27 protein-coding genes are annotated in these 26,284 nt (G+C 46.8%); 1 reads left to right on the forward strand and 26 read right to left on the reverse strand.

Annotated features, from left to right (window positions below; translation table 11 throughout):
- Window positions 1–174: 174 nt before the first annotated feature.
- The 4 genes from pstB to CRO25_RS17330 all read right to left on the reverse strand — a co-directional run bounded on the left by pstB (window position 175) and on the right by CRO25_RS17330 (window position 3,807).
- A complete protein-coding gene (gene pstB, locus CRO25_RS17315; protein ID WP_063566217.1) occupies window positions 175–930 on the reverse strand; it encodes a phosphate ABC transporter ATP-binding protein PstB in 756 nt (251 codons plus the stop codon).
- Between the two features lie 12 nt (window positions 931–942).
- A complete protein-coding gene (gene pstA, locus CRO25_RS17320; RefSeq protein ID WP_063566305.1) occupies window positions 943–1,830 on the reverse strand; it encodes a phosphate ABC transporter permease PstA in 888 nt (295 codons plus the stop codon).
- A 2-nt stretch (window positions 1,831–1,832) separates the two neighbouring features.
- Window positions 1,833–2,741: a phosphate ABC transporter permease subunit PstC gene (gene pstC, locus CRO25_RS17325; RefSeq protein WP_090810399.1), complete on the reverse strand. Its 909-nt coding sequence runs from the start codon at window positions 2,739–2,741 to the stop codon at window positions 1,833–1,835.
- Between the two features lie 142 nt (window positions 2,742–2,883).
- Window positions 2,884–3,807: a phosphate ABC transporter substrate-binding protein PstS family protein gene (locus CRO25_RS17330; RefSeq protein WP_079695832.1), complete on the reverse strand. Its 924-nt coding sequence runs from the start codon at window positions 3,805–3,807 to the stop codon at window positions 2,884–2,886.
- A gap of 194 nt (window positions 3,808–4,001) precedes the next feature.
- Between CRO25_RS17330 and CRO25_RS33065 the strand changes: the two genes are divergently transcribed.
- Window positions 4,002–4,277 (forward strand): hypothetical protein, encoded by a 276-nt coding sequence (locus CRO25_RS33065; protein ID WP_143806558.1) that lies wholly within the window; start codon window positions 4,002–4,004, stop codon window positions 4,275–4,277.
- A gap of 77 nt (window positions 4,278–4,354) precedes the next feature.
- Here the strand turns inward: CRO25_RS33065 and CRO25_RS17335 are convergent, their stop codons facing one another.
- The 22 genes from CRO25_RS17335 to CRO25_RS17435 all read right to left on the reverse strand — a co-directional run bounded on the left by CRO25_RS17335 (window position 4,355) and on the right by CRO25_RS17435 (window position 26,091).
- A complete protein-coding gene (locus CRO25_RS17335; RefSeq protein WP_079695833.1) occupies window positions 4,355–5,647 on the reverse strand; it encodes an arsenic transporter in 1,293 nt (430 codons plus the stop codon).
- 189 nt (window positions 5,648–5,836) lie between these two features.
- The gene (locus CRO25_RS17340) at window positions 5,837–7,933 is read right to left on the reverse strand and encodes a methyl-accepting chemotaxis protein (RefSeq protein ID WP_079695834.1); all 2,097 of its coding nucleotides are present in this window, start codon (window positions 7,931–7,933) and stop codon (window positions 5,837–5,839) included.
- Between the two features lie 216 nt (window positions 7,934–8,149).
- A complete protein-coding gene (locus CRO25_RS17345) occupies window positions 8,150–9,193 on the reverse strand; it encodes an EAL domain-containing protein (protein ID WP_064642647.1) in 1,044 nt (347 codons plus the stop codon).
- A 213-nt stretch (window positions 9,194–9,406) separates the two neighbouring features.
- Entirely contained in the window at window positions 9,407–11,665 is a 2,259-nt protein-coding gene (locus tag CRO25_RS17350) for a bifunctional 2',3'-cyclic-nucleotide 2'-phosphodiesterase/3'-nucleotidase (RefSeq protein WP_064642650.1), read from the reverse strand.
- A gap of 481 nt (window positions 11,666–12,146) precedes the next feature.
- Window positions 12,147–12,560, reverse strand: coding sequence for a pyridoxamine 5'-phosphate oxidase family protein (locus CRO25_RS17355; RefSeq protein WP_079695835.1), 414 nt, complete (start codon window positions 12,558–12,560; stop codon window positions 12,147–12,149).
- 467 nt (window positions 12,561–13,027) lie between these two features.
- Window positions 13,028–13,486, reverse strand: a complete 459-nt coding sequence (locus tag CRO25_RS17360) for an NUDIX domain-containing protein (protein ID WP_079695836.1) — start codon at window positions 13,484–13,486, stop codon at window positions 13,028–13,030.
- 63 nt (window positions 13,487–13,549) lie between these two features.
- Complete coding sequence (locus CRO25_RS17365; RefSeq protein ID WP_079695837.1) at window positions 13,550–14,317, reverse strand: LamB/YcsF family protein; 768 nt, start codon at window positions 14,315–14,317, stop codon at window positions 13,550–13,552.
- A complete protein-coding gene (locus tag CRO25_RS17370; protein WP_079695838.1) occupies window positions 14,314–15,342 on the reverse strand; it encodes a biotin-dependent carboxyltransferase family protein in 1,029 nt (342 codons plus the stop codon). The genes CRO25_RS17365 and CRO25_RS17370 overlap by 4 nt, the downstream gene beginning before the upstream one ends.
- On the reverse strand, window positions 15,339–16,049 hold the full coding sequence (pxpB, locus tag CRO25_RS17375; RefSeq protein ID WP_079695839.1) for a 5-oxoprolinase subunit PxpB: 711 nt from the start codon (window positions 16,047–16,049) through the stop codon (window positions 15,339–15,341). Before pxpB ends, CRO25_RS17370 begins: the two co-directional genes overlap by 4 nt.
- Window positions 16,050–16,088: 39 nt before the next feature.
- Window positions 16,089–16,919: a DUF2785 domain-containing protein gene (locus tag CRO25_RS17380; RefSeq protein ID WP_079695840.1), complete on the reverse strand. Its 831-nt coding sequence runs from the start codon at window positions 16,917–16,919 to the stop codon at window positions 16,089–16,091.
- Between the two features lie 3 nt (window positions 16,920–16,922).
- The gene (locus CRO25_RS17385) at window positions 16,923–17,513 is read right to left on the reverse strand and encodes a histidine phosphatase family protein (RefSeq protein ID WP_079695841.1); all 591 of its coding nucleotides are present in this window, start codon (window positions 17,511–17,513) and stop codon (window positions 16,923–16,925) included.
- Window positions 17,510–18,100 carry a DUF1572 family protein gene (locus CRO25_RS17390; protein ID WP_079695919.1) on the reverse strand — a complete coding sequence of 197 codons (591 nt, stop codon included), beginning with the start codon at window positions 18,098–18,100 and terminating at the stop codon, window positions 17,510–17,512. The genes CRO25_RS17385 and CRO25_RS17390 overlap by 4 nt, the downstream gene beginning before the upstream one ends.
- 33 nt (window positions 18,101–18,133) lie before the next feature.
- Complete coding sequence (locus CRO25_RS17395; RefSeq protein WP_063566229.1) at window positions 18,134–18,463, reverse strand: DUF952 domain-containing protein; 330 nt, start codon at window positions 18,461–18,463, stop codon at window positions 18,134–18,136.
- A 51-nt stretch (window positions 18,464–18,514) separates the two neighbouring features.
- The gene (locus CRO25_RS17400; protein ID WP_079695842.1) at window positions 18,515–19,072 is read right to left on the reverse strand and encodes a GNAT family N-acetyltransferase; all 558 of its coding nucleotides are present in this window, start codon (window positions 19,070–19,072) and stop codon (window positions 18,515–18,517) included.
- 18 nt (window positions 19,073–19,090) lie between these two features.
- A complete protein-coding gene (locus CRO25_RS17405) occupies window positions 19,091–19,492 on the reverse strand; it encodes a DUF2809 domain-containing protein (RefSeq protein ID WP_079695843.1) in 402 nt (133 codons plus the stop codon).
- Between the two features lie 3 nt (window positions 19,493–19,495).
- Entirely contained in the window at window positions 19,496–20,047 is a 552-nt protein-coding gene (locus CRO25_RS17410) for a GrpB family protein (RefSeq protein ID WP_079695844.1), read from the reverse strand.
- 210 nt (window positions 20,048–20,257) lie between these two features.
- Window positions 20,258–21,355 (reverse strand): Ig-like domain-containing protein, encoded by a 1,098-nt coding sequence (locus tag CRO25_RS17415; RefSeq protein ID WP_256863669.1) that lies wholly within the window; start codon window positions 21,353–21,355, stop codon window positions 20,258–20,260.
- A 324-nt stretch (window positions 21,356–21,679) separates the two neighbouring features.
- The gene (locus CRO25_RS33430) at window positions 21,680–21,823 is read right to left on the reverse strand and encodes a hypothetical protein (protein ID WP_179132204.1); all 144 of its coding nucleotides are present in this window, start codon (window positions 21,821–21,823) and stop codon (window positions 21,680–21,682) included.
- Window positions 21,816–22,922 carry an undecaprenyldiphospho-muramoylpentapeptide beta-N-acetylglucosaminyltransferase gene (locus CRO25_RS17420; RefSeq protein ID WP_079695846.1) on the reverse strand — a complete coding sequence of 369 codons (1,107 nt, stop codon included), beginning with the start codon at window positions 22,920–22,922 and terminating at the stop codon, window positions 21,816–21,818. The genes CRO25_RS33430 and CRO25_RS17420 overlap by 8 nt, the downstream gene beginning before the upstream one ends.
- A complete protein-coding gene (locus tag CRO25_RS17425; RefSeq protein WP_063566235.1) occupies window positions 22,871–23,896 on the reverse strand; it encodes a polysaccharide biosynthesis protein in 1,026 nt (341 codons plus the stop codon). Before CRO25_RS17425 ends, CRO25_RS17420 begins: the two co-directional genes overlap by 52 nt.
- Window positions 23,897–24,065: 169 nt before the next feature.
- On the reverse strand, window positions 24,066–25,451 hold the full coding sequence (locus tag CRO25_RS17430) for a cell wall metabolism sensor histidine kinase WalK (RefSeq protein WP_079695847.1): 1,386 nt from the start codon (window positions 25,449–25,451) through the stop codon (window positions 24,066–24,068).
- Complete coding sequence (locus CRO25_RS17435; RefSeq protein ID WP_063566237.1) at window positions 25,444–26,091, reverse strand: response regulator transcription factor; 648 nt, start codon at window positions 26,089–26,091, stop codon at window positions 25,444–25,446. The genes CRO25_RS17430 and CRO25_RS17435 overlap by 8 nt, the downstream gene beginning before the upstream one ends.
- Window positions 26,092–26,284 lie beyond the last annotated feature (193 nt).

Below are 26,284 nucleotides of genomic sequence, written 5' to 3' on the forward strand. Positions count from 1 at the left end.
AAATTAAAGGTGGTGCTCACAAATATCGTAGCATGATTGTTTTTATTTTGGCAAACTATTCCATATGTAGAATGATGTAAAAAAGCATAACCCCCGAACGACCTCGCCCGAGTGTTATGCTTCCTTCTATCTCTATAAATCTATCTCGATCTCATACTCCATCCAATTTAACAGTTAACCGAAACGTCCCATAATATATTCTTGAGTCAGACGATTGTCCGGGTTGGTGAAAATATGTTCCGTATCCCCGTGCTCAATCATGCTTCCCAGATAAAAATAAGCTGTATAATCCGAGATGCGTGCCGCCTGCTGCATATTATGGGTAACAATCACGATCCGCAGCTCCTTCTTGAGCTCCGAGATCAACTCCTCCACCTTACCCGTTGATACCGGGTCAAGCGCAGATGCCGGCTCATCGAGCAGCAAAATCTGCGGATCAACCGACAACGCGCGGGCGATACAGAGCCGCTGCTGTTGCCCACCCGAAAGGGCCAGGGCAGATTCATTCAGTCTGTCCTTCACTTCGTCCCAGAGCGCAGCGCGACGCAAGCTTTTTTCCACAATTTCATCTAGTGCCTTCTTGTTCTTAATACCGCGGTAGCGGGGGCCAAACGCGATATTGTTGTAGATAGACTTGTGGAAAGGGTTCGGCTTCTGCCACACCATGCCGATCTTCTGACGGAGTTTGATTACATCTGTGCCCGGCTCATTCAGATCATTGCCATCCATCCAGATATGTCCCTCGGTGCGGGAACCGGCAATCTCGTCGTTCATTCGGTTGAGCGACCGCAGGAACGTGGATTTACCACAGCCGGATGGTCCAATGAGTGCCGTTACACTGGCTTCGGGAAAAGTCAGGCTGATCTGCTTAACTGCCTGAAAATGCCCATAATATATGCTTAACTGTTCCGTACCAAAAGGTATGGCCATGTTGGTTCCTCCTTATTTCGAAGCTGTCATGCGGCGGTAAACCACCCGACCGATCCAGCGTGCACTGAGATTGAACGCCAGTACGAGAAGTACAAGCACGGCTGAAGCGCCAGCTGCTACTTCTTTGGAATCCGGGCCAATGCCTTCACTGTTTACTTTCCAGATGTGCACAGCTAACGTCTCTGCCGGACGCAATGGATTGATCGGCGATCTTGGACTCGTTGGATTCCAGTCCGTGAAGTCCAGCGGTGGACTACTCATACCTGCTGTGAACATCAGGGCTGCTGCTTCACCGAAGATCCGGCCCGATGCCAGGATCGTACCCGTGATTAAGCTTGGCAATGCCACAGGCAGCAGAATGGAGGTGATAATTTTCCATTTGGACAATCCGAGTGCAAGACCCGCTTCCTTCTGCTCTTTCGGAACGGCCCGGAACGCTTGCTCCGTTGTCCGCACCATGAGTGGAAGATTGAATATAGCCAAGGCCATGGCACCCGATAATAAGGAGAATCCAAGACCAAATGTATTAACAATTAACAAGAGTCCGAACAAACCAATAACGATAGATGGGAACGAGGATAACACTTCGACAACGAGTCGAATAAAGCTTGTAATCCGGCCCGGCTTGGCGTACTCAGCCATATAAATACCGCCGCCCCATCCGAGCGGAATCGTAATAATCAAGGTCAGAACAAGCAGGAATATCGAGTTGAATAATTGCGGTCCAATCCCGCCTCCACCTTTGAGCAGCTGTGGTGCACTGGTCAGGAAGTGCCAGTTAATCTGCCCAATCCCACGTACCAGAATGAAGCCAAGCAAACCGAGCAAGAGAACAACAATGAACAGCGCCAGAACAACGATAACGGATGTGGCAACTTTATCTACCGTTTTAGCCTTCATTTTCATACCCGGTTCCTCCTTTCAAGCAGGCGAACCAGAATGACGAAGACAAAGGTCATCACCAGCAGGACAAGCGCCATACTCCACAGTGCATTATTATGAACAGATCCCATCGTGGTGTTACCCATACTCAGGGTGATTACACTCGTTAACGTTGAAGCCGATTCGAGCAGTGACGTCGGTACATGTGGTGCATTCCCGATGACCATCTGTACGGCAAGAGCTTCACCAAATGCGCGTGCCATACCAAGTACAATCCCTGTCAGCAAAGCTGGAAGAACCGTCGGGATAATGACACGGTAGATCGTTTGCCAGCGTGTTGCCCCCAGTGCGTAGGACGATTCACGCAGACCTTTCGGCAGTGCTGACAGTGCATCTGCCATAATACTTGTTACGGTAGGCAAAATCATAACAGACAGAACCAAACATCCGGCTGCAATCCCGACGCCGGCTCCGCCAAACATGCTGCGCAATAAAGGAACGATAACACTGAGACCGATAAACCCGTACACAACGGAAGGAATACCGGACAGCAACTCAATCGCAGGTTGCAATATCTTTTTACCTTTACCTGGTACAATCTCGGTCATGAAGAGCGCTGCACACAAGCTAAGTGGACTTGCAATCAGAGCTGCAAGCAATGTTGTTATGAATGAACCGGTAATGAACGGCAACGCTCCATAGGCAGCAGGTTCTCCCGTTGGATTCCACGTTTTTCCGGTTAAAAATTCGCGCATACTCACGCCATCCTGGAAAAAGGTCGACAAGCCTTTGGACGCTACAAAATAAACGATGGAAAACATGACAACGATCAGGAAAACGACACAAATCGACGTATAGATCCGTCCCGTCCACTCTTCCCAATAATGCTTCTCTCTCAAGGGCCGGCGCGGTTTCAACTTGTTGTTCATTACCGTTCCCCCTTCGGTCTGTTCCATAACAACCATCCTTCTATAGTAGAATTCATGCAAAATATGGGATTAATCCAGAGCAAACCGCGCAAAGAGGCAGGACCTGGGTCCGCCTCTCTCGCTGTATGCGCAAGTTCAAAGATTATTGAGTCACAGTGCCTGCTGCGTCACGTTTTACTTTCATGCCGGATACTGGGATGTAACCAAGCTCCGTCACGTCGTTTTGTTGAATTTCGTCACTCAGGATGTAGTCGAGGAATGCTTTTGTTGCTGCATCCGGGTCACCTTTGGTGTACATGTGCTCGTAAGCCCATACCGGATAAGTTCCTGCTTCTACGTTTTCAACCGTTGCTTCTACACCTTCGTATTTCAAAACTTGCAGGCTGTCATCCAGGTAGGACAGAGCCAAGTAACCAATTGCGCCCGGCGTTTCAGCTACGAGCTTTTTAACTGTACCAGAGGAATCTTCCTGAATAGAACCTTGGATATCTTCCACTTTTGTTCCCAGTGCAAAGTTCTCGAATGTTGCACGAGTACCGGAGCTGCTAGGACGGTTTACGATAACGATGGCTTGATCTTTACCGCCAACATCTTTCCAGTTTGTGATTTTACCAGAGAAAACGTCGATCAGTTGTTGCTTCGTCAAATCTTGTACACCTGCATCTTTGTTGCTTACTGGAGCGATGGCTACAACAGCCACTTGGTGGTCTTTCAGTTCGCTTACTTTTGCTGCGTCATCGATTTTCTCTTCTGCAAATACGTCAGAGTTACCGATTGTAGCTTGTCCTTCGGATACTTGTGTCAGACCTGTACCACTACCGCCGCCTTGCACTTGTACCATCACGTTCTTATATTCATCAACTGCCATAAATTTTTGTCCAGCTTGCTCTACCAGAGGTTGCAGTGCTGTTGATCCAACAGCGAGAATGTTACCACTAAGTTCAGTAGCAGTTTCTCCTGTGGAACCATTGCTTCCCTCTGTACCAGCGTCATTTTTCGATCCGCATGCTGCGAGTACCAGTACGAACGTTAAGGTCATCAAAATGAACGGCAACTTTTTAAACATGTTTTGTTTTCCTCCCCCAAATTAGTGACGGCGATTTGCTTTTATTTTTGTTCACCATCAACTCTTTATTCATTGTAGTTGCGTTATGTCATCTCAAAATCAATGTTTTGTAAACGCAATGTTAAAAATGTTTACTGTGGATTGAAATACATCTGTGACAAATTGCGCTGAAGTGGCCGCTCCGGGAACGGACGTTGTTTCAATCGCTGTTATCCCCGGATTTATATGATTTACTTTTCTCAAGGAATACATCCGGGGATAAAGGCGAACGCTTCGCTTTTACACAATCGTTCCGTTCCCTGCGCTGTGTCAGCGCTGGTGGGGTCCCAGGCATTTTAATCCTCAGCCTGGGGACGGCAAAAGAGAAGGCCAGCACTATAGAAAGCTGGCCTTTATGTACACGCTTTAATGTAGAAAGGGAATTTGTTTCTTCTATAGAAGAAACAAAAAAACTGCCTCATAGCTGGTAGGTAGCACCAGCGTGTGAGAGCAGCTTTTTACAATAAGTTGGATCATATGATGATTGCTAAAGTAAAATACGATTTTACTAACTCAAAATCCATAGCCATAACGCTAATCCGGCCAAGGTGATTAATAGTGTGGGAATGGTTAAGATGATGCCTGCCTTGAAATAATATCCCCATGTAATCTTCACACCTTTGCGGGACAGCACATGCAGCCACAGTAATGTGGCAAGTGAACCGATTGGCGTCATTTTGGGACCCAGATCGGAACCAATCACATTAGCATAGATCAGCGCCTCACGCACAATACCTTCGGTGTGTGCACCCTGAATCGCGAGTGCGTTAATTAACACGGTGGGCAAGTTGTTCATTACGGATGACAATATCGCTGCGATCATGCCCATCCCCACTGAAGCTGCCAACAGGCCATGGTCTGCGATGGCATCAAGCCAGCGGCTCAGGTGATCGGTTAAACCGGCATTACGCAACCCATACACCACGATATACATGCCCACCGAGAACACGACAATGGACCATGGTGCTTCTTTGATCACGCGTTTCAGGTCCACAGCTTCGCTCTTTCTTGCCAATATAGCGAACAAAAGAGCTACGGCACCGACGATAACCGATACGGGAATCGGCAAAAACTCACTGGAGGCATAGGCCACGAGCAGCAGCACCAGCATGAACCAAGCGATGCGGAACATCCGCGGATCACGAATAGCTTCCCGTGGATCACGTGCGGCAGAGATATCGTAGCGAAGCGGGATGCTTTTGCGATAAAACAAGAACAACATCCCAGTACTCGCCACGATGGAAAAGAGATTAGGTACGATCATCCGCACCGCATATTCCACAAATGTAATACCGAAATAATCGGCAGATACGATATTCACCAGGTTGCTAACGACCAGCGGTAACGACGTTGTATCCGCGATAAATCCACTAGCCATAACAAAGGCAAGCACCATGCGCTCATCGAACTTCAAAGCACGTACCATCGCGAGCACAATCGGGGTAAGAATGAGCGCAGCACCATCATTGGCGAAGAGCGCCGACACCGCCGCGCCGAGCAAAATGGAATAGATAAAGAGCCTACGTCCATTTCCTCCTGCCAACCTTGCCATATGAAGAGCGGCCCATTCGAAGAAACCTGTCTCATCGAGTATTAATGAAATCATGATAATGCCGACAAAAGCGAGCGTTGCATTCCATACAATGGATGCCACATCAGATGCATCGTTCAGACTGACGACACCACACATCAATGCTAGCAGAGCCCCACCCATGGCGGACCAACCAATACCTAATCCGCGTGGTTGCCAGATAACCAATGTGATGGTCAGGACAAAAATCAGAATTGCTACATATGTCATAAAGCCTCCTGCGCCGCTGTATTCATCATGTTTTGGAGCATGATATGAGAATGGCCTGCCAGATATGATTACACCGCAATTATTGCGGATAAACCAGACGCTATAGTTATACAGGGCTGCAGGAGAAATGTCTATCTTTATTTCCTTCTAATTTCTATAGAAACTGAGATAAAAGATATCGCCTAATGGTTAGGACTTGTCCCCATCCTTCGGCGTGTCCTCCACCATTTTGAACATACCCAACAATCCTTGTAGTTGCTCCGCCATACTGTTCAGATGTGCTGAAGACGAAGCGATCTCCTCCACAGATGCCAGCTGTTCCTGTGAAGATGCCGAGACGGATTCCGTATTCGCAGCAGATTCTTGGGTCACAATCGAAATATTGTTCATTGCTTTGGCAACGTGGGAGGCACCATTCTCCAATTGCTTCGTTGTTTCGGACAAGTCATCCAGCGTATGAACAGCATCCTCTACAGCCTCCCGAATCTGTGCAAAGGATTGTCCGGACGTATTCACGGCCTGAATTCCGTCTCCAACCCGAGTCTGAGCTGCATTCATAGCGTTCAGGGCAGCATCCATATCCTGACGGATATTATGAACGAGTTGACCAATCTGCGCAGCCGAGCTTCCCGATTCCTCTGCGAGCTTCCGTACCTCTCCCGCTACAACTGCGAAGCCACGGCCAGCATCTCCCGCTCTTGCCGCTTCAATGGAAGCATTCAGAGCCAGCAGATTGGTCTGTTTTGAAATTGTGGCAATCACATCTACCATACTGCCGATCTCAACGGAGCGTGCATTCAGTGACTGAACCACCGTCGCCAGCTGTTCCACCGTTTCTTGAATGCTATTCATCTGCTCTACTGCGTGACCTGCAGCCTCATTACCTGAATATGCCGCTCCAGATGTATGCCGCATATTCGTTGTAATGGATTGCACTCGCTCAGACATCATGCGAACATCTTCCGCCATTTGTCTCATTTGTCCTGATCCATCCGTTACACTCTTCACTTGCCGCTCGGCACCCTCGGCAAGTTCCTGAATTGCCATCGTTGAATGCTCAATGGCCTTGGTTGTTTGATCCGCACTAGCGGACAATTCCTGTGAGGAGGCAGATACCTGCTCTGCCGTTTCCTGCACACCCAGAATCATCATGCGCAGATTGTCGACCATCCGTTCAAAGTACTTCGCCAGATCGCCTACCTCATCTTTGCGTCCTGTGTCCAATTTCACCGTCAGGTCGCCTTTACTTACGGATCTGGCGGATTCCTGCAGACGTTTAATCGGACGCAGCATCGAACGTGTAAACCAGATAATGAAGATCAGAGTAAGTAATGTGGCAGCCAGGATAACGATGAGTGTAGCCATCCGAATGTCTTTACTTGCATTGGATACTTCGCTTTTGAACATTGTACCGCCAATTTTCCACCCGGTTTCCTCATTCGTAGAGAAAATCATGGTTTTGGGATCATCATTATAGATATAGCTGAACTCACCTTCCTTGCTATCGAACATTGGATCCAGCGTTGTTGTTTGTTCTTGTGTACCAGCTTCCACGACTGGGGATACGACATAATTTTTGTCTGCATCCAAGATGACGACATACCCTTCTTTGCCAACCTTAATGGATGCCTGTTTTTGAAGCTCTGTTAGATCCATGGATAAACCAATAACACCGGATTGATCATCAAGCGTTTTGGAGACAAAAACAACAGCAATGCCGTCCGTATTTTTGGATACAGGTGAAACTACTGTAGTGCCTGGCTTCTCTATTGCTAGCTTGTACCATTCGCGTTCCCGGGGATCATAGGGCGACCCTTGTGAGCTTCCCGCAGATTCCTTACCACGGACCATGACTCCCTCTTTGGTTCCCACAAAAATATTTAAAGCATCCGGATGTAAACCCAGATACTGTTTCAATTTCATTTCAAGCTCAGGACTTTCATTTTGTCCTTTAATCATGTCTTTCTCAATCAAACTGGCAAAATAATTGATATCATGAATCTTCGCATCCACATGTGTCCCAATGATTGAATTCGTTGTGTCTACACTTTGTTTGGCACTGTCCATCAGTTGGTCTTCCACCGTATGATCAGCGATAATCAGCGTAACGATCCCAATGGCTAGACTCGGCAAGAGCAGAACCGCCAGGAAGGATACCAATAATTTGTTCCTTATGCTCCAGACGAAGCCTTTTTTCTTTTTGTTTTTCTTTTTCGGTTTATTATCTTTTGGCTTGGCTGGCTTGGTTGCTGCCTTAACTTGCTCATTCCCCTGAGTGTTCCCCATTTTGCTTCTCCCCCTCCAAATATAAATCTGCCCTTTTTCTTTTTTATGTAGGACCTCCCCAACCTAATTAAATAAGGTGTCACATAGACGCCCATCTAATCTAAAGGCCTATCCTATATATCGGTTGGATGAGCGTATTTATAAATTTACATAGCATGACAAACAAGCCACTCCGATCATGCGAAGTGACTTGTTTGTACATCCGTATTTTATTGTTTATGCAGATGTTTTTCCGTAGGGACCTTGTGGCGGATATGCGGTTGGCTTACCAAAATAATACCCTTGTGCCAAATCAATACCCACGGATCGACAGAAATCAAATTCCTCGATTCGTTCAATGCCTTCGGCAAGTACCCGCCCCTCAAATCGACGCGACATCTCAACAATATTGATAATTTGCTGCTGTTTGTTCAAATCATGATCACAATGATCAATGAGGCTCCGATCTATTTTGACAAAATCCGGCTTCAGCCGATTCATTACTTCGATCGTCGAGAATCCGGCCCCCACGTCATCCAAGGCAACCGACATTCCATGAGAACGATACACCTCAAAAATATGCTGCAGGATGGACATATGCTGAATCTGTTCCGTTTCCACCACTTCAAACACAAAATCCTTAGGGTCTAGCGAAAGGCGTTCAATCGTCTCAAATGTGTGCGTCAGGCAGTATTCGGGGTTATAGATGGAGGAAGGCAGGAAATTCACAAAACGTTTGACACCATGCGGTAAAAGAACGGCACTCGTCTCGATGGCAGCAACACGTGCTGTCCGATCCAGAAAAGAATGCAATCCGGTATCCCTTGCAACTTCAAATAATTCATATGCACTGAAGGGTCTACCCTGTTCAGCAGGACGAAGTAAAAATTCAAATCCGATAATCTGCTCCGATGCATCTACGATCGGCTGCATATGACTGCTGAATTGATGTTCCAGGATAACAGAAACCAGATCAGCATGTTTGAGGCGAGCTTCCTGCATGGATAGACTAATCCAGCTATCAGCATCGGCCTGGCCATACAGTGGAGTGACCTGAACCGTTAACATATCTGGCAGGGTCGCTTCAATCTTGAGAATATCCTCAATACAACGTTTTACAGATTCAAGATTCAAAAAATGCATCCAGATGAGTTCATCCGAATGTTCGATATGTCTTCCCTGCTTTTGCAGTGCTTCCAGCAAAGCGGGGGAGATGGGACGCATATACAGGGTACCTTGATCCTCTATAGGATGAATTGGACTGCAGCCACTGCAATTCATGTAGAACCCCCTTGCCAGTTTGTGATTCTATCTCATTAATGTTTACTGGTATATACCCAAAGTTTGTAAATATTATAGCATGGGTCTTGAAATTTATCTCTACTGTTTTGATGACATCAACTATGACGGTTACTGATGCATTAACGTATCAGCATAGCATGAAAAAGACCGACAGTCTGATGACTGTCGGTCTTCATTTACCGCTAATTAATCTTAAGAAGCGGGAATTACGATTTTCTGTCCAACTTTAAGATTATGCACATTTGTAATTTTATTTACGGAAACCAGCTTGCGCCAGTCCACACCGTATTTCAAGCCGATGCGGTAGAGGTTATCTCCTTTTTTCACTACATGAACCACTTTGCCGCCTGCTGGTTTCTCAGGTTGTGGCTTGGTTGTAGGTTTAGTTGGAGTTGGGTCTGGTTTCGTAGGCGTTGGAGCAGGCTCCGTACCTGTTTCTGGAGTCGTTGTTGCTTCTCCTGTCAATTTCAAGCCATACTCAGCAAAACCGTCTTTGTTTGTCCCAATGAAGGACATCGCCGGGTTCGCTTCAACCAATGCTTTGGCATCTGGGGAAGACGCGAACACCACTTCAAGATCGTTAAGTGCAGCTGCTGTTACACCTGCAGAAGGCTTAATTGGCGCAAGCGACCAGTTGCCATCTGCTGCCGGGTTAATCGTTTTGTTCTCACGGATGTAATCAATGATCACTTGACGGTTCTCATCCGGTGCAGCCAAGACGATACGTTTACCGTCTGGGTTAGCCAGTTTGGACGAAGAAGCACGATAGTTATTCGTTGCCACGATGAATTTTTGTGCTGGATCAACCGGTTTACCATTGAAGCTCAGGTCTTTAATCCGGTTGGCAGATGCATTTACAATCGTTGCTTTGCCATCGTATTTCGCTGGTTGTGTTACATCAATTTGGTACGTAACACCATCGATAACGTCGAAGTTATACGTTGGGAAGTCCATATTGACCAATTGTTGCTGTCCACCTTTTGCCGGATCGATCTGGTTAAATTGGCCAGCAGACCATTCCAACCATTCTTTCAGCTCAGCGCCATTCACCAATACGGCATGTACCGTATTTGGATACACGTACAAGTCAGCTACGTTTTTAATCGCAATGGTGCCTTTAGGGATATTCGTGTAATACGATGCGCCTGAACGTCCGCCTGCTTTGAACGGAGCGCCTGCAGACAATACAGGAATATCTTCGTATTCTGTTCCTTGCATATGTTTTTCAACATACCATTTCTGTGCATTGGTTACGATCTGAATGGATGGATCATCCTGAACCAGTGCAAAGAAGCTGTTGATTGGAGCTGTCGTTTCGCCGACTGGGCCACGCACATACTCAAGCGTACCTTCATGTTCGTCATGAACAGCATCAACGATCTCTTGATCAGCATCTACCAGAGCTTTTTTGTTAGCTGTGTCATAGATAGGGCGTGCCTCCACTTTGGAGTCTGCCACTTTCCATTTGCCGTCTACCAGTTCCAGATCCAGATCGATAATTCCAAGGTGGTCACCCCAGAAGCCTGGCTCTACAGCAGGAACGCCATTAATTGTACCTTTTTCAAGGTCTACACCTTTTTTACCGGCAAAATCAGCGCTCGGGAATACTTTATGGGCATGTCCGAAGAGAATGGCATTAATGCCCTCAACCTGGCTCAGATACAATACCGAGTTTTCCATCAGATCCGTTTGCGGAATATCTTCAAAACCGGAGTGAGGAATAGCTACAATAATGTCGGCACCTTCAGCCTTCATTTTAGGAATGAATTTTTTCGCAGTAGCGATAATGTCTTTGGCAATGACTTTGCCTTCCAGATTAGCGCTGTCCCACTGCATGACTTGTGGTGGTACAAATCCGATGACACCCACCTTGATGGTGTGCTCTTTGCCACTCTCATCGGTAACTTTTTTGTCTAAAATTTTATACGGGGTAAAATAGTTCTTGTCATTCGTCTCATCGTCGTCACCGTCATCTACATATACGTTGGCATTGATGTAAGGGAAGTTCGCACCTTCCAGCGTCATGTCAAGGAAATCCAAACCATAGTTAAACTCATGGTTACCGATGTTTCCTGCATCATAATCGAGCAGGTTCATCGCTTTATATACAGGGTGAGTCTCACCCTTTTTGAGTGGATCAATCTTCGCTACATAATCCCCGAGCGGATTACCCTGGATCAGGTCACCGTTGTCGAACAGCAAGCTGTTCTTTGCTTCGTCACGGGCTTTTTTGATCAGCGTAGCTGTCTTCGCCAGACCATACTGGTCTGTCTCTTTGTCGGAATAGTAGTCATAGTTAATCAGGTTGTCGTGAATGTCCGTTGTTTCCATGATCCGCAATTTAACCTTGGTAGCGTCCGCAGCCGATACAGGTACCGGAAATACCGCAAGCACGTTTAATGCAACCAAAGCGGCAGTCAGGCTTGATAATACTTTTTTACTCTTTCTCAAAATAACCCCTCCCGGTTATGTACATTGAATCATGCATTAGTGAGCAAACGAATAAGCGCAGAAATGCGAAAGATCTCATGGGTTGTGCGTACTGATTTCCTGATCGTATGGTTCAGAATTCCAGGTTAGTTTATCTCACATGAACATCTATTCATATCTGTGCGTATCGTTTACATTCCAAATCATAACGCAATGTTCAGTCATTGAAAAGCATTATTTTTTACGTTATCCGCACATACCTACCCCAGTTTACAATAACATGCGTGATTTCGACATATTTTGCATGTTTTTGGATGAAAATAGTTTACTCACGCTGTTAAAAACGTATATTACATGTGGCTTACATCTATATCCATATTAGCTGAATCGACCCATATCAAAAAACCGTGAAGCCTTCTGGCGTTCACGGTTTGCTATATCTTTTCCAAATAGTCGGCACGGCCTTCCACTTAGAAAAGGTGATTTTCAATATCTAAAATTGTTACTCCCACACCTGATGCTCATGATCTTTGCCGATGTATTCAATCCGTTTTGGGGTAATGTCCAGAATGACATAATTGGGATCGTTCGGGCCGTCAAACCAAGCTTTTAGTTCATCATTCCATACCTGTTCGCGTAAACCTTCATTTTTCGTCACTTCGCATGTTCCTTCAATCTCAACCACTTCCTTGGAGCCGCCCGCTTCATATCCTAGCAAAAGGCTGACGTTTGGATTATTCTCCAGCTCCTCTACCTTGTGCGTACGGCGGTTTGTCGCCAGATGAATGTTCATTCCATCGTTGAAAAGCGCCATATAGCGGGATTTCGGTTTACCGTTCTCCACCGTGGAGAAACTGCAAAAAGGGTTGTTTTCCAATGCTTTTACAATGTTTTGTTCCAATTCAGTCTGGTTCATGGGACATGCTCCTTTCGATTTGGGGGATATTTGAAGAGCCTTGTAGGCGGCCGTTACGGGTACGGATCGTTCTTTCGATCGCTGTTATCCCCAGATTTTTTTGAAATCCTATTTCATAGGATAAAATCCGGGGATAAAGGCGAACGCTTCGCTTCTACAGAATCGATTCCGTCTCCTTCACTACGTCTACTGTTCTTTCAAATTGAGGAGTGGGTAAGCTAAAGTTCAAATCAAAACCTGTCGACGCCTCAACTTTGCAGGTTTTGTTTCCTTAGGTTTTTTATCCACTCCGCTGCCGTGTATAAGTACAGTCAGCTTACGTTAGGTGTAATAAGCCTGTACTTATAGTGTACCCACCTCATCTATGGTGAATCCATGAACCGGTTCGTAAACGTGACAGTTTTGGAAAAGTTATTTATAAAAATGTGTACATAAAGGAAGCATTTCGTGACCCTATGGATTAATTTTTAATTCAAATCCCCAAGATAAATACGTGAAGACGCCTGATCCAGTAACAACTCACCAATTGTTTTCGGATATAGGCGAACCTTGGACAGCTCTTCAAGCGAAATCCATTCTACGGCTACCTGATGGTCGTCTGGGCTGGAGCCTTCAAAGATTGTAGCTTTCGGATCAATCAATCTGCATTCAAAATAAAATTCAACCTGGTGGACATCGGCATCCCACTCGGCAAATTCATGGTTTTTTCCGATATACTCCCGGATATGCAGCAATTCTCCCACAGTCACTGCCTGTCCAATCTCCTCCAGACATTCACGGGCAACGGCATCCTTAAGTTCTTCGCCTTTCTCCTGTCCTCCGCCGGGGAAAACATAAGCGTCACCATATTGATCCTCCAGCCGGATCACCAGCAAACGTCCATCCTGTACAATAACGGCCTTTGCCGAATTACGTATCGGTTTCATGCTCTAATTTCACTCCTTACAAACTCTTATAGATCGACCTCTGGCCCTCGGTTACCTTAGCAATCATCTAGTAACTCCAGGTGCAGAAAGGTTAATTCCATCAGATTCAAGCAACGTACGTATCTCTTGAGCAAATGCAAGGGCATGAGCTCCGTCGCCGTGAATGCAAATTGTCTCTGCCTTTATGGATACAGGTGTACCTACCGTCGACACAACGATTCCCTCTTTCACCATGCGCAGCACTTGAGCAAGAGCTTGTTCGGTCTGCTGAATGACAGCCCCGGGCTGACTGCGTGGGGTTAGAGTCCCATCCGGTCCGTAGGTTCGATCCGCAAAAACTTCACTGACACTGCGCAGTCCAATGCGATCCGCTGCCTGTATCAGCGCACTTCCGGCCAGGCCATAGAGGTACAGTTCCGGTTGCACCTTATAAAGCGCCTCGGCGATTCCCTCAGCGAGTTGATTATCTTCAGCAGCCATGTTATACAAGGCTCCATGAGGCTTCACATGATGCATACGCCCCCCGTATGAACGGACAAAAGCATCCAGCGCACCAATCTGATACACAACCATGTCATAGGCTTCCCGTGGTGTAATATCCATACGTCTTCTGCCATAACCCTGCAAATCCGGCAGACCGGGATGGGCGCCGATGGCAACCTGATGCTCTAATGCTTGCTGTACGGTTTGCCGCATCGTTGCCGGGTCACCCGCATGAAATCCACAAGCGATGTTGGCTGAAGTGATTAGCGGCAGAATCGACTCATCCGACGCCATCCGGTACACCCCGTAACTTTCGCCAAGGTCACAGTTGATATCCACCGTGTTCATTGATGGTCCCCCATTTCTGCCAATCTCCTGCGAATCAGCTGATCGGTTAGTCGCCACTCCAACTCCTGTTCCAGGAATAGCTGCTGTGCTTCTTCATATGTAATCCGTTCAAAAGTAACCCGCTCCCCTGGCTTTGCCTGTGCCAGTATCGGTAAATCTACGCGTGCCACCTGTGCGATCACAGGATAGCCCCCGATAGTCTGATGATCGGCCATCAATATGATGGGCTGACCATCTGCTGGAACCTGAACTGTACCATAGGTGACGGCTTCGGACAGCCGATCCATTGGTTGAACGAGTTCTAGCTTTGCACCCTCCAATCGATAACCCATCCGATCCGATTGAGGAGAGATTACATATCGTTCTTTATGGAATCGTTCCAGACTATCTTCATTAAACTCTGCACTGTCTTTGCCCGGCATGACACGAATAACAGGTTCAGCATGGTAGGCGGGCCATTCCCTGCTGGACAAATACCAGGCAGGTGCATGCATCCGCCAGTTATTCTTTTCAGCTTCTACAATCAATCCATGCAACGCCGCTTGCGCTTCACGAGAAGCTTCCCCCACAGACAACCTGTCTCCCACCTTCAAGGCACGTCCTTTAAACCCACCAAAACCTGTCTTGAGATCCGTGCTTCTACTGCCCATGATCTCAGGTACCACGATTCCACCAGCAATCGCCATATAAGACCGCAAACCGGAACGGCATCGTCCAAATCTCAGCACACTTCCAGCAAGCAACACGACCGGACGCCATAGTGGAACAGACAGACCATCCACGGTTGCTGTCAGATCCGCACCACATAAAGAGATCAGCCGATTTTCATGGAATCGAAGCTCCGGTCCCGTCATCGTCATCTCCAGCACAGCTGCATCGCGGGAATTCCCAACCAATGCATTGGCTGCTATGGCCGCAAAGGTATCCATAACCCCGCCCGGATGAATTCCATACCGGCGAAATCCCATTCTCCCTTCGTCCTGAACGGTTGATAACAAACCTGGGCGAATGACTTCAATACTCATCGTTCGCCCTCCTTTTGTTCCAGATACTCCTGAAGTGAAATCGATGCAAAACGAACCCGATCCCCTGCTGCCAGCAGGCTTGGTAGATTTTCCATCGGACGAAATAGCGCCAGCGGTGTGCGGCCGATACATTGCCATCCGCCGGGAGTCGTCACCGGATAAACTCCCGTTTGTTTGCCACCAATGCCCACCGTTCCCGCCTCAACTCGAAGCCGAGGTGTAGGTCGTCTGGGCGTGGCGATCTTCTCCGATAATCCGCCCAGATAAGGAAAACCCGGCGCGAATCCGATCATGTGAACCAGGTAATCTCCGGATGTATGAATAGCTATGACCTCATCTGGCGTAAGCCCATGTTCAGTAGCGACATATTCCAGATCAGGACCCAATTCACCACCATAACATACGGGAATAATGATCGTTCTGGGTTCAGCCAGCGTTGCCTCTTGCATCTTGTTCAACTCATGAAGCAGCCTTCCGCATACCTCGTGGTACGGGGAAATCAACGGATCATAGAATAGCGTTACCGATGCAAACGAAGGTAACCACTCCAAGATGCCCGGTAGTTGGCTCTTTTCCAGCAAAGTACATACCGACATCACCCTCCGGTGCACCGCTTCGGATATCGCGTCCCCACAACGGATCATAACCCCTGTTTCGCCCAAAGGAGACAGCACATCCTCAGTCCATGAATACGACAGTTCAGTCATGCTATCACCCTCCTTCTCCACAAGTTTATAGTCCCTTGATCATTTTTTCTCCAAAGCCTGCAAAATAAGTGAACGAACAGCGGGAAAGGGCTCTGCTTCTTCTGTCCGTATGGCAAGATAGAGCGTCTGCAGAAAAACGCGCACATTCAAGCTCATCTGGCTGATCTCCAGAAGCGATTTCCCCTCCTTCTTATCGTTTGGATTCAGTGAATCGATCCAAGACGAAATATCGTTTTGCTCCAGCAGATTGCGACCAAGGATGGTGACCACTGCATGAGCAATCCGTTGATCCTCATCATGGATATAGACTACACTTGATTCGGTAATTTTCACAGTGAGCGCATGCAAAAGCTCCCGCAAGGCGGCCCGCTCCATATAAGGCGACTGTGCAAGATCTTCAACCGCATCTGCCGCGTGTGCCGGGGCGTGCGCCCAGCCCTTATCATCGGTATAGCCACGAACATCTTTTTCACGCTCCAGATACGTGGTCAACCGATGATGAATAACCTCTATATCTTCCTTTTTCAGAAAAGGCCGCTGACGATCTACACTCAGAATTGGAGGCAGGAGCAGCACAGAGAAGGTTCGGGTAAACACACTGTCCGTGCCTTGTTCTCCAATACCATGAAAAAGATGCTGATCATCCAGCGCCATCTGTAACAGCTGAATGAGCTGTTCTTCCGAAAATACACCCTGTCCAATCCAGGTCGCAAACGTAACATAGATCAATTCATCCCGCAGAACCGGGTCTGGACTGCCAATATGCTGCATCATATGCAGAGCCAATTCGTAAGGATGTTCCACTTCATGGGCGGATAGGTTAGCCGACTGAATCTGCCGCAATTTCTGTTTTAATGCCAGAGCATCCATCTATCACAACTCCTTGGAGGAGTCCAAATGTACACTGCAATTGTATAGCTCACATTGCCAAGACTCCGTTTCCCAAGAAATTCGGGTGATCGACGTGTTGGACAGCTTTGCACTCACATCAAGTTCAGGCACCAGACCTCGCAGTGTATTACGGAGAATAGCGCCATGGCTGACAACGATCACTCTTCCATTGGGATGCTGACGTACAATATCTTCTATCGCGGCACTGCCCCGAATCGTACCTGCATTCGCAAGCTCCCGGCCCAAATCGAGATCACTCCAATCCGCTCCCCATTGGGCAACTCGTTCAGCTTCGGTCGTACCCTCCACCTGCCCACCGCCCATTTCACGCAACCTCGGATCCAAGTGAATCTCCTGTATTCCCAAACGGTCGCCAATGATGCGAGCCGTCTCACTTGCACGCTCCAGATCACTTGCATAGATGGCATCCCACGTTTCCTCACTCAGTCTTGCAGCAAGCAATAGTGCCTGTTCTCTGCCTTCCTGATCCAGCGGATTATCCGTCTGTCCCTGCGAACGTTTTTCCTTATTCCACGCCGTGCTTCCATGGCGAATTAATGCGATCTGTGTCATTGCTGTTCCTCACCTTTACCTTTTTCTATGCGCAATTCATCATCTGTAAAATGCTTTCGTGCCTTCGGCTTGGCAAATTTGCCGCCATTATATTGACTAGTACCGTTTCTCGGAATGGAAAGACTGTTCCATGCGGTTTCTTTGAGCATTTTGGCTGCATAGATAATCTGCCCCACATGATAGGGGTAATGCGCCAATTGCCGGATAATTGCTTCCATGACGGTATGTCCTTCATTGCGAATATATATAATATGAGACAGTTGCTCCGGTGTAAACGAACGAATGGCTCCAAGTAGACAGTTCCAGCCTTCCTCCCATTTGGCGAGCAGCTCTTCCCGAGTCGAAATATCATTCACAAATTCCGCATCACGTTCACGCCATGGCTTTTCTCCATCGGTTGTCAGTACATCCGTCCAACGGGACAGCATATTGCCCCATAGATGCTTCACAATAACTGCAATACTGTTGGCATCTTCATTCCAGGATTGAAATAGTTGCTCAGATTCCAGTTGCTCCATGGCCTTTTCACCAAGCTGTTTGTAATACAAAAATTGCTTCTCGGCTGTATCCAGAAATACCTGATTCATATCCACACGTTCACAACCCTTCGCAAAATGTCTTTATTCAGGAAAAGAAAACGTCCCGTCCTCATTTGGTTCAAAGGAAATGACTTTCCGTACAGCATCCAAATTAAGTTCACCATAAATATGTGGAAATAGTTCATTCAACTCATACAGGTCCTCATACACCAGTTCCGGCTTCAAGGCCCTCTCATCAATACCAATCAATAACAAATCCGTACGTCCTTGATAAAATTGAGCCGCTACCCATGGAATCTGTTCTTTAGTGGAACAATGAATGAAACCGTCCGTCTCCAGGCTATCCGGTGCATACACGCTCTGCTTGGATACCTGCTCCCATACCGCTTGGGAAATAATACTGTAGATCATTGTTCCGCCTCCTTCAATTTCTTCTATGTATCCTGTACGTCATTGGAAGTATTATAGATCATCCCGGATACGGGAGTACAATTTTTGATCTGTAAACACACCTTTGATCTTCAACTGTTTACGCAGCAAACCTTCATACGACATGCCCATCTTCTCCATCACTCGTGCAGAGCCGATGTTGCCTGCATTGCATGTCCCCTCCAGCCGATTGCAGTCCAATTCCTGAAAACAATATTCAACAATCGGCTGCATCACTTCTGCTGCGAGGCCTTTGCCCCAACAACTGCTGGCAATCGCGTACCCCAGTTCAGCACTTTGCATGGATTCATTCAGATGAAAAATGCCACCTCGCCCGATCAGCTTCCCCGTTTCCTTCAGAATAAAGGCCCATATATAGACCGTTTTCTTCTCATAATTATCTAACACTCTTTGAATATATTGAACGGAGTCATCCAACGTCTCATGACAGTTCCACAAACTTTGCTGACTCACTTTCGGATCGGAGGCAAACATAAAATAATCATCGAGGTCGTTGAGCGTAAGACGTCTCAGTACCAACCGATCTGTCTCAAATTCGGGTGATTCCGTAAAAAGCTTCTCTACATTCACTTAAGTCCCTCCCCATTATCAAGCCTTCTTATTTCTCAGGAAATAACGATCAATCCCATACACACACAGAATGCCAACAGCATACCTCAGCAGATCCATCACCAGAAATCCACGTCCCAAAATAAGCGCACCCAGCACCGTTGAACGCACTTCGTTCAGCCAAGGGGTTTGAATCATTTGCGAACATTCAACGGCCCAGCTAAAAATCAGGCTCACGATCAGCGCCAACTCTTTGCTGCGATTAATCCAAATCATGCTTACCCCAAAATAGATCATCGCTGCCCACAAGGCATCACCGAAATGCTCATGCACAAAATCCGGTAAAAGTTCACCATAGTGTCTGGATGCCAACCCTGCCGCCATGGTTATGATCACTGCGATGAAATAAATCAGCCTCTCTTTGAAAAATGCCTTCATCATCGATCAAATGCCTTCATCAAGCACTTGTAAAATAAAATCCGTTTTGGCAGCGGTATACGCTTCTCTGTCATCCTTATTCTCATCAGCAAGTTTAGCTTTCAAGGCTGCGTAAACCTCTACCAGATCTGGGCGTTGTCTCAGCACATCCCGAAACTGGATTTGGCGATCCCAACGTTCCTCTCCTGGGCGCATCAGATGAAGATGTACAGCCCTTTTACCATCCTTCACTCTGACCCAGAAACGTCTATACTCCCGACCATCCAGTTCAGGCGGAACGTAGTTCCAGCCTACCGGATTCAGCTGATCTGCAATCATGTCCATGTCCTCCCATGACTGCACCTCTCCCATCAAATCAATAATGGGCTTGGCGGGCAATCCCGGGATGGACGTGCTTCCGATATGTTCAAATTTATGAATATTGAGCTGCTGTAATAGTTCTCTGAGCTGACGAATCTCTTCCTGAGCCTGTAGGCCCCACATAGGGTTGGCTTCAACAATCTCTACCGATTCTGTCGCCCATGCAGGCCAATTTTCCGGTTGCAGATGATCTGTCATTCAGATGCTCCCTCCTTTGCAGGACTGAATTTCAATCGGTATTGTTCCAGGTACTTCGTATGGGATCGTTTCTTCCCGTCCTCAACTGAAGAATTCAGTTTTCATCACATCCAATTTTTTATACTTAAAAGGGGCGTATGTCTACGCCCCATCTGTTTCTGTTCACGATGATGAATTTATTTCATTTGATATGCTTCATTTGTTGAAACTTTATTTTACCGTTACCGGTATAGTAACTTTTTTATTGCCCCACTTGGCAGTGATGGATGTTTTGCCTTTACCCACGGCCACAATCTTGCCGCCCGTTACTGTGGCTACACTTGGTTTGGTGCTGCTCCATACGGCACTGCTCGTTACAATCGTGGTTTTGCCTGTATCATACTGCGCCATCACACTCAGTGTTGTACTTGCCTGTGGCGATAAAATGAGTGTTTTCTGGCCTGTAATCAGTTTTTTGAGCAAAGGAACAACGGTAACCTCTGCCTTTATTGTCTGATTTTGATAAGTTCCTGTCAAGGTGGCTTGTCCTTCCGTCAGTGTTTTGACTGTACCATTCTTGACGATGGCTACATTATTGTTGGAAGAGGTCCACGTTACCTGTTTCGAAAGATTAATCGTTTTCCCATTGGCATATGTACCGATTACCTTCAACGCTTTCGATTTCTTAATATTCAGCTGCATGACAGCAGGAGTTACTTCGACTTTGGTAATCTCGTCCGTGATCGCTACGGGAACTTTAACCGTCTCTGAGCCATATTTGCCTTGTAACAGCACTCTGCCAGGCGTGATTCCTTTGATTTTACCACTCTCCAGCACCGCTGAGGCACTCGACACCGTCCATACAATCTCGGATGTGACGTCTTCTTCCTTGCCGTTTGCACGCACAATGCTTACTTTGGGCAGCGCACTTTCACTACCTTTGACAAAATTATAGGAACTTGGCGAAGCTTTGATGCTTTTAATTTTATCCTGAACCTTAACAAGCAATTGCGCTTTGGCGCCATCTACCTGTGCGTATATCGTCGCTTCTCCCGCTGCCACAGCCTTCACTTTGCCTTTAATAATGGTGGCAACAGCTTCGTTACTCGTGGACCATGTGACGCCTCCAGTAACATCCTGCTTATTATCAAACCCTTCAATAACCGCCATTACCTGAAGCGTAGTTGTCTGGGATACACTCATCTGTTGCGGACTACTGTTGGTAATCTCGATAGATGTCACGTCACCCGTGGCTGCTAGGGCAAACGAAGGAGCCAGTAATACCAATACTAAAATAAAGGCCAAGCTGCCTCGTATTGCTAATTTCATTCCATTCATTGCAATCTTCATCTCCTGTAATCCAATATTTTACTTCTATTATATTATATCGGAAACTCATTACATAAAAGTGAATATCCCAAATAAGTAGAGGCATTCTGCAAGTCATTAGGAAGTGACTGAAGAATGCCTCTTTATTTAGAAGAAGAACGGGATTGTAACAGGTTGCAACCCTATATAAATTAAACTATTCATTTACACAGAAACGGAGAGGACAGAAAAAACCTGGAAAAGCGAAGCGTTCGCCTTTATCACCGGATCTTCCCCTTGAGAAAAGGAAATTTTAAAAATCTGGGGATAACAGCGATTGGAAGGTTATTCTGTCATCGGAGTGTTCAGTGTAAAATCTTTAGTTCTACTTATATAGTTTAATACAATAAACGTTTTGAGAATAATCAGGATAGATACGATGAGCAAAAAGAACATGACCAGCAGCAGTTCGGGAAATCTTTTACTCATGTTCAGCTCTTTCTACCGAAGAAACCGTTGTATGAATAAGCTGCAGAACCTTGTCAACGGCGTTGTCCGTTCCACTCGCCTTCATATGGCCCACCATATGATCTCTCTCCTTATATACAAGGTCAATATCTCGCAGGAATGTCTGAGAAGACAGCTCTTCTTCCTGGAGAACTCTTGCATAACCTCGCTCCTGAAAATACTTCGCGTTCAGCGTCTGTCCAACAAGAGATCCGCCGTTGGCATGGGGAATCAGGAGCATTGGCTTGCGGAGCAACAGCCACTCATGTATCGCATTGGAGCCAGCACGTGACACAACTATATCCGCCATAGCCATTAGATCCGCAAGTTCTTCATGCACGTATTCAAATGCCTTGTAGCCTGCAAAATGTGGGAAGGATGAGTTCAATTTACCTGTACCACATATATGAATGATTTGATACCGCTTGAGCAGCTCTGGCAGTGTTTCAAGTACCATTTGATTAAGCTTTTCCGAACCCTGACTGCCACCCATAATTAACAGAATAGGTCTGTCGGAGACAAATCGGCAAAAATGAATCCCCCGTGCTCGGCTGCCAAGCTTCAACTCCTCCCGAATTACAGGTCCCACGTACATCGTCTTGTCTGACGCCTTAGAGGAAGCGAATGTCGCTGTATCCATAAACGTAGTACACATCATTTGGGCGTATCGCCGTGACAGCCTGTTGGCCAGTCCCGGATGAAGATCCGGCTCCAGAATCAGCACCGGAACCCGATTCCACCCGGCACCCACTACAGCAGGAACAGCCACGAATCCCCCTAACGAAAAGCATACATGTGGTTTAATTCGTAAAATGAGCAGATAAGCCTGCAGCACTCCAAGTATAATTTTGAACACATCGGAAATATTCGCCCACGCCCAATATCTTCTCAGCTTGCCTGTTGCAACCGCATGATAATGAACAGCCGGGATTTTGCCGATTAATTGGCGCTCGATGCCATGCTTGGAACCGATATAATGAATTTCCCATTGCTCCTGAAGCAATCTGGAGATCAGAATGAGGTTAGCTGTTACATGACCGGCGGAGCCGCCTCCTGTAAATATGATCCTCCGCTTGAACACAGAAATCCCCCTCTCCACAGCATGTCGCGAACCTCTGCCTTGGTCATGATGACATCTTCCGAATGATATCCTCTGCCAGGAAGAACAGATGTCTCACAACCCTCTTTATCCGTTAATTTGGTTGAAGATGAGGCGGTGACAACAAAGTACGACTTCTCCTCTTCCACTTCCTTAACGTTTTCCCAATCTGAAATCAGCGTTTCATAAAGCCGTTCTCCCGGACGGGCACCGATGAAATGTATCGGAACATGCTTTTGCCCAGCATCCTCTGCCAAAACCTGTGCGATATCCGTTATTTTGCAGGATGGCATTCGAGGCACAATAATCTCGCCGCCCTCGCATTGCTCCATGGCCGACAGGAGAATTTCCACGGCGTCTCCAAGGGGAAGAAAAAAACGTGTCATTCTGGAATCGGTAACGCTGAGTGGCTGCTTCAACTCAAGCTGGCGTTTGAATAACGGTACTACGCTGCCTGTGGATCCAAGAACATTCCCGCTTCGTACACAAGCAAAGCTTGTAGCGGAACGACTGTCAGCTAATAAGATCAATTTTTCCCCGATGGCTTTGGTCATCCCGTACATGCTGGAAGGATTCGCTGCTTTGTCCGTAGAGACATATACCACCTTCCGCACACCATTCTCGATTGCAGCATCAATGACGTTCTGCGTTCCGGTTATATTGGTTTTGACCGCACAATCCGGTTGGTCCTCACAGACCGGAACATGTTTAAGCGCCGCAAGATGAAAGACATAATCTACATCCTTACAGGCACCTGCCAGCTCCCATCGGTCTCTGATATCCCCCAGTACAAACTTCACTCTCGGGTCAGAGATGGTTTGTCTCATTTGAGCCTGAAGCGATTCATTTCGTGAGAAAATACGAACCTCTTTCGGCTCCTGCACGAGCAATTGTTTGACCAACTCTTCTCCCCATGAGCCTGTGCCTCCCGTTATTAAAAAGGTTTTATTGAACATCGGATATCCCTCCATGAATTAAGTTCTGATTTGGTGATAGGCCTATCCTAAGGCAATTGTGTTACATCAGTATGACAGGGGAACAATTGGCTTTCCCCAACATGAAAAAGGCTCTAATTCAGGTTGCTTCTCACACAAAAAAACCACCATTTGCATGGCGGCTCCTTCATTAACGTTGTATTAAAGGTAAAGAAAAATAAAACATAACTTCTCCATCGGCTACACTAAGGCCATAGTCGGCATGGTGATTCTCCAGAATCGTCCGGGCAATAGACAAGCCCAGACCCGTCCCGCTAAACTTTTTGCTGCGCGAACTATCCATTACATAGAAAGGCTCCCAGACCTGATCCCACTGTTCATGCTCTTCCTTATCCGTTTCATTGGCGATACCGAAATGTGCCGCTTCCCCTTTCAGTTCAAGGGTAATGGTTATTCGGTCACCGCTTGTATATTTCACCGCGTTGGTCATCCAATTGTGCAGAACAGACTCCAGCTTCCGTCGATCAGCCAGCACCCATGTCTCGGCAGTCCATCGATCCTCCACTTCCACATGCAAGCCATGCTGCTGAAATACGGTTTCATAGGTATGAAGGGTCTCCGTGAGCAATTGACGAAGATCAACGGGTTCAAAATCGTATATTTCGGCCTGCAGACGGGATAACTCCAACAGACGGTCAATTAAACCAGCCAGCTCTTCGCTCTGTTGCTGAATTACTCCAGCATAGGTTCCGTCATCTAAGCCATCCTGAATACCAGAGGCATAAACTCGAATCAGGGAAAGCGGTGTTTTCAACTCATGCGAGATATCCGAGATGAACGTTCGCAGATTGGCATTTTTTATCTCCAAAGAATGTTGCGCCTGCTGTAATTTGTCGCTCATCACATTGATGCTACGCCCTAAAGACTCAATCTCATCACCTGTCTTTATATCAACCTTCGTAAACGATAAATTGGAAATGGCTTCAGCCGTTTCGCTTAGCTTTGCGAGCGGTTTAACGATCCGGGCGGTATACAGCACGGAAAGCAGGATAAGCAACAGCAGCATACCGAGCCATATGTACGCATTGAACTGATTAATGATTCGAATCGTCTCCGATGAATGGGAGATGGATTCGCCGACAGCAAACACGGAATCCCCCACCTTCACAAAGTTCACGAGAAAGCTTGATTTCAGCTTGGTCTGATCATAGAATTTATTAACCCGGGCACCCTCACGCAGCGCAGAGATACTCTCTTCTGTCAGCCAAAATTTACTAAGGGCAATTCCCTTGCGGTTATATTGAAATAACAATTGATCGTTAATATCATTCACACTATCCTTCAACGATGCATAAGCGATAGCGACCTCGTATTGCGTTTCAAGACTCTCAATCCGTGATAGCTGATCGCCATGTTCTGAAGCAGAGATTTCAGTCGTTAACTCGGCCAACTTCTGCTTTTTCTGATACAAAAAATAGCTAGGCAGGAAAAACGTATTGACGATAAAGGATAGGAAGAAGACAACACACAATGCACTGATTATGCGCACGAGCAGTTTACGGGTCAGTTTACTCATCTTGATCCTCTAGGCAATAGCCCATTCCCCGGTACGTTTTGATTGAATCTTCTCCAATTTTCTCACGCAGTCTGCGGATATGAGTGTCTACCGTACGCTCCTCGCCGAAGTAATCGAAACCCCACACCTGATCCAGCAATATTTTACGGGTTACGATCTGCCCCTTATTCATTCCCAGAACCTTCATTAATTCGAATTCCTTATGGGTAGCCCCTACATCCACTCCACGACGGTAAACCTTCTGGCCTTCCAGATCGACAGTCAGTTCTCCCACAATGATTTTGGAGGAAAGTTGCAGCAGCTTCTTTACACGCAATAGCAGGATACGCGAATCAAACGGCTTGCGCAGATAATCATCCGCTCCGGCCTTCAAGGCAAGAAATTCATCATCCGATTCCCCTTTGGCTGTCAGCAGCAGTACCTTCGCACGACTCGTACGCTTGATTTCCCGGCACACCTCAACACCGCTGCGTCCTGGCATCATCCAATCCAAAACCGCCAAATCGATTTGATTATTATAAAAGAGATTCAGGGCTGCTTCCCCATCCTCGGCTAAAAACACCTGAAAGCCCTCTTTAACGAAATAGGCTTTTAATATTTGCAGCATCAACGGCTCATCATCCGCGAGTAGCAGGTTCATATCTGTGCCTCCTTTCCAAACTGCATTCTACTATACAATCTGTACGTTACAGCTGTGTGACATACCCATCTGGTTTGGCCATTTCCCACATTCCTGTACTGCGGTAACCGTAGCATAAAAACGCTGCCCACCTTCACCGGTCCCAAAATCACAGGCAAAACAAAAAGAACCCCAAAAACAGGGTTCCCTTTTG

The organism is Paenibacillus sp. RU5M (assembly GCF_900221055.1).
In the GTDB taxonomy this organism is placed as follows: Bacteria; Bacillota; Bacilli; order Paenibacillales; family Paenibacillaceae; genus Paenibacillus; species Paenibacillus marchantiae.

What these genes read in the sequence shown, in the direction of transcription:
- CRO25_RS17415 (WP_256863669.1), bottom strand. Translation starts at nt 21,355, where the DNA reads ATGAAATTAGCAATACGAGGCAGCTTGGCCTTTATTTTAGTATTGGTA.
- CRO25_RS17365 (WP_079695837.1), bottom strand. Translation starts at nt 14,317, where the DNA reads ATGAACACGGTGGATATCAACTGTGACCTTGGCGAAAGTTACGGGGTG.
- CRO25_RS17370 (WP_079695838.1), bottom strand. Translation starts at nt 15,342, where the DNA reads ATGAGTATTGAAGTCATTCGCCCAGGTTTGTTATCAACCGTTCAGGAC.
- CRO25_RS17330 (WP_079695832.1), bottom strand. Translation starts at nt 3,807, where the DNA reads ATGTTTAAAAAGTTGCCGTTCATTTTGATGACCTTAACGTTCGTACTG.
- CRO25_RS17435 (WP_063566237.1), bottom strand. Translation starts at nt 26,091, where the DNA reads ATGAACCTGCTACTCGCGGATGATGAGCCGTTGATGCTGCAAATATTA.
- pstB (WP_063566217.1), bottom strand. Translation starts at nt 930, where the DNA reads ATGGCCATACCTTTTGGTACGGAACAGTTAAGCATATATTATGGGCAT.
- CRO25_RS17360 (WP_079695836.1), bottom strand. Translation starts at nt 13,486, where the DNA reads ATGAAACCGATACGTAATTCGGCAAAGGCCGTTATTGTACAGGATGGA.
- CRO25_RS17345 (WP_064642647.1), bottom strand. Translation starts at nt 9,193, where the DNA reads ATGAATTGCAGTGGCTGCAGTCCAATTCATCCTATAGAGGATCAAGGT.
- CRO25_RS17430 (WP_079695847.1), bottom strand. Translation starts at nt 25,451, where the DNA reads ATGAGTAAACTGACCCGTAAACTGCTCGTGCGCATAATCAGTGCATTG.
- CRO25_RS17425 (WP_063566235.1), bottom strand. Translation starts at nt 23,896, where the DNA reads ATGTTCAATAAAACCTTTTTAATAACGGGAGGCACAGGCTCATGGGGA.
- CRO25_RS17395 (WP_063566229.1), bottom strand. Translation starts at nt 18,463, where the DNA reads ATGATCTACAGTATTATTTCCCAAGCGGTATGGGAGCAGGTATCCAAG.
- CRO25_RS17390 (WP_079695919.1), bottom strand. Translation starts at nt 18,100, where the DNA reads ATGAATCAGGTATTTCTGGATACAGCCGAGAAGCAATTTTTGTATTAC.
- pstC (WP_090810399.1), bottom strand. Translation starts at nt 2,741, where the DNA reads ATGAACAACAAGTTGAAACCGCGCCGGCCCTTGAGAGAGAAGCATTAT.
- CRO25_RS33430 (WP_179132204.1), bottom strand. Translation starts at nt 21,823, where the DNA reads ATGAGTAAAAGATTTCCCGAACTGCTGCTGGTCATGTTCTTTTTGCTC.
- CRO25_RS17385 (WP_079695841.1), bottom strand. Translation starts at nt 17,513, where the DNA reads ATGACACAGATCGCATTAATTCGCCATGGAAGCACGGCGTGGAATAAG.
- pstA (WP_063566305.1), bottom strand. Translation starts at nt 1,830, where the DNA reads ATGAAGGCTAAAACGGTAGATAAAGTTGCCACATCCGTTATCGTTGTT.
- CRO25_RS17355 (WP_079695835.1), bottom strand. Translation starts at nt 12,560, where the DNA reads ATGAACCAGACTGAATTGGAACAAAACATTGTAAAAGCATTGGAAAAC.
- CRO25_RS17405 (WP_079695843.1), bottom strand. Translation starts at nt 19,492, where the DNA reads ATGATGAAGGCATTTTTCAAAGAGAGGCTGATTTATTTCATCGCAGTG.
- pxpB (WP_079695839.1), bottom strand. Translation starts at nt 16,049, where the DNA reads ATGACTGAACTGTCGTATTCATGGACTGAGGATGTGCTGTCTCCTTTG.
- CRO25_RS17340 (WP_079695834.1), bottom strand. Translation starts at nt 7,933, where the DNA reads ATGGGGAACACTCAGGGGAATGAGCAAGTTAAGGCAGCAACCAAGCCA.
- CRO25_RS17335 (WP_079695833.1), bottom strand. Translation starts at nt 5,647, where the DNA reads ATGACATATGTAGCAATTCTGATTTTTGTCCTGACCATCACATTGGTT.
- CRO25_RS17410 (WP_079695844.1), bottom strand. Translation starts at nt 20,047, where the DNA reads ATGACAGATCATCTGCAACCGGAAAATTGGCCTGCATGGGCGACAGAA.
- CRO25_RS17380 (WP_079695840.1), bottom strand. Translation starts at nt 16,919, where the DNA reads ATGGATGCTCTGGCATTAAAACAGAAATTGCGGCAGATTCAGTCGGCT.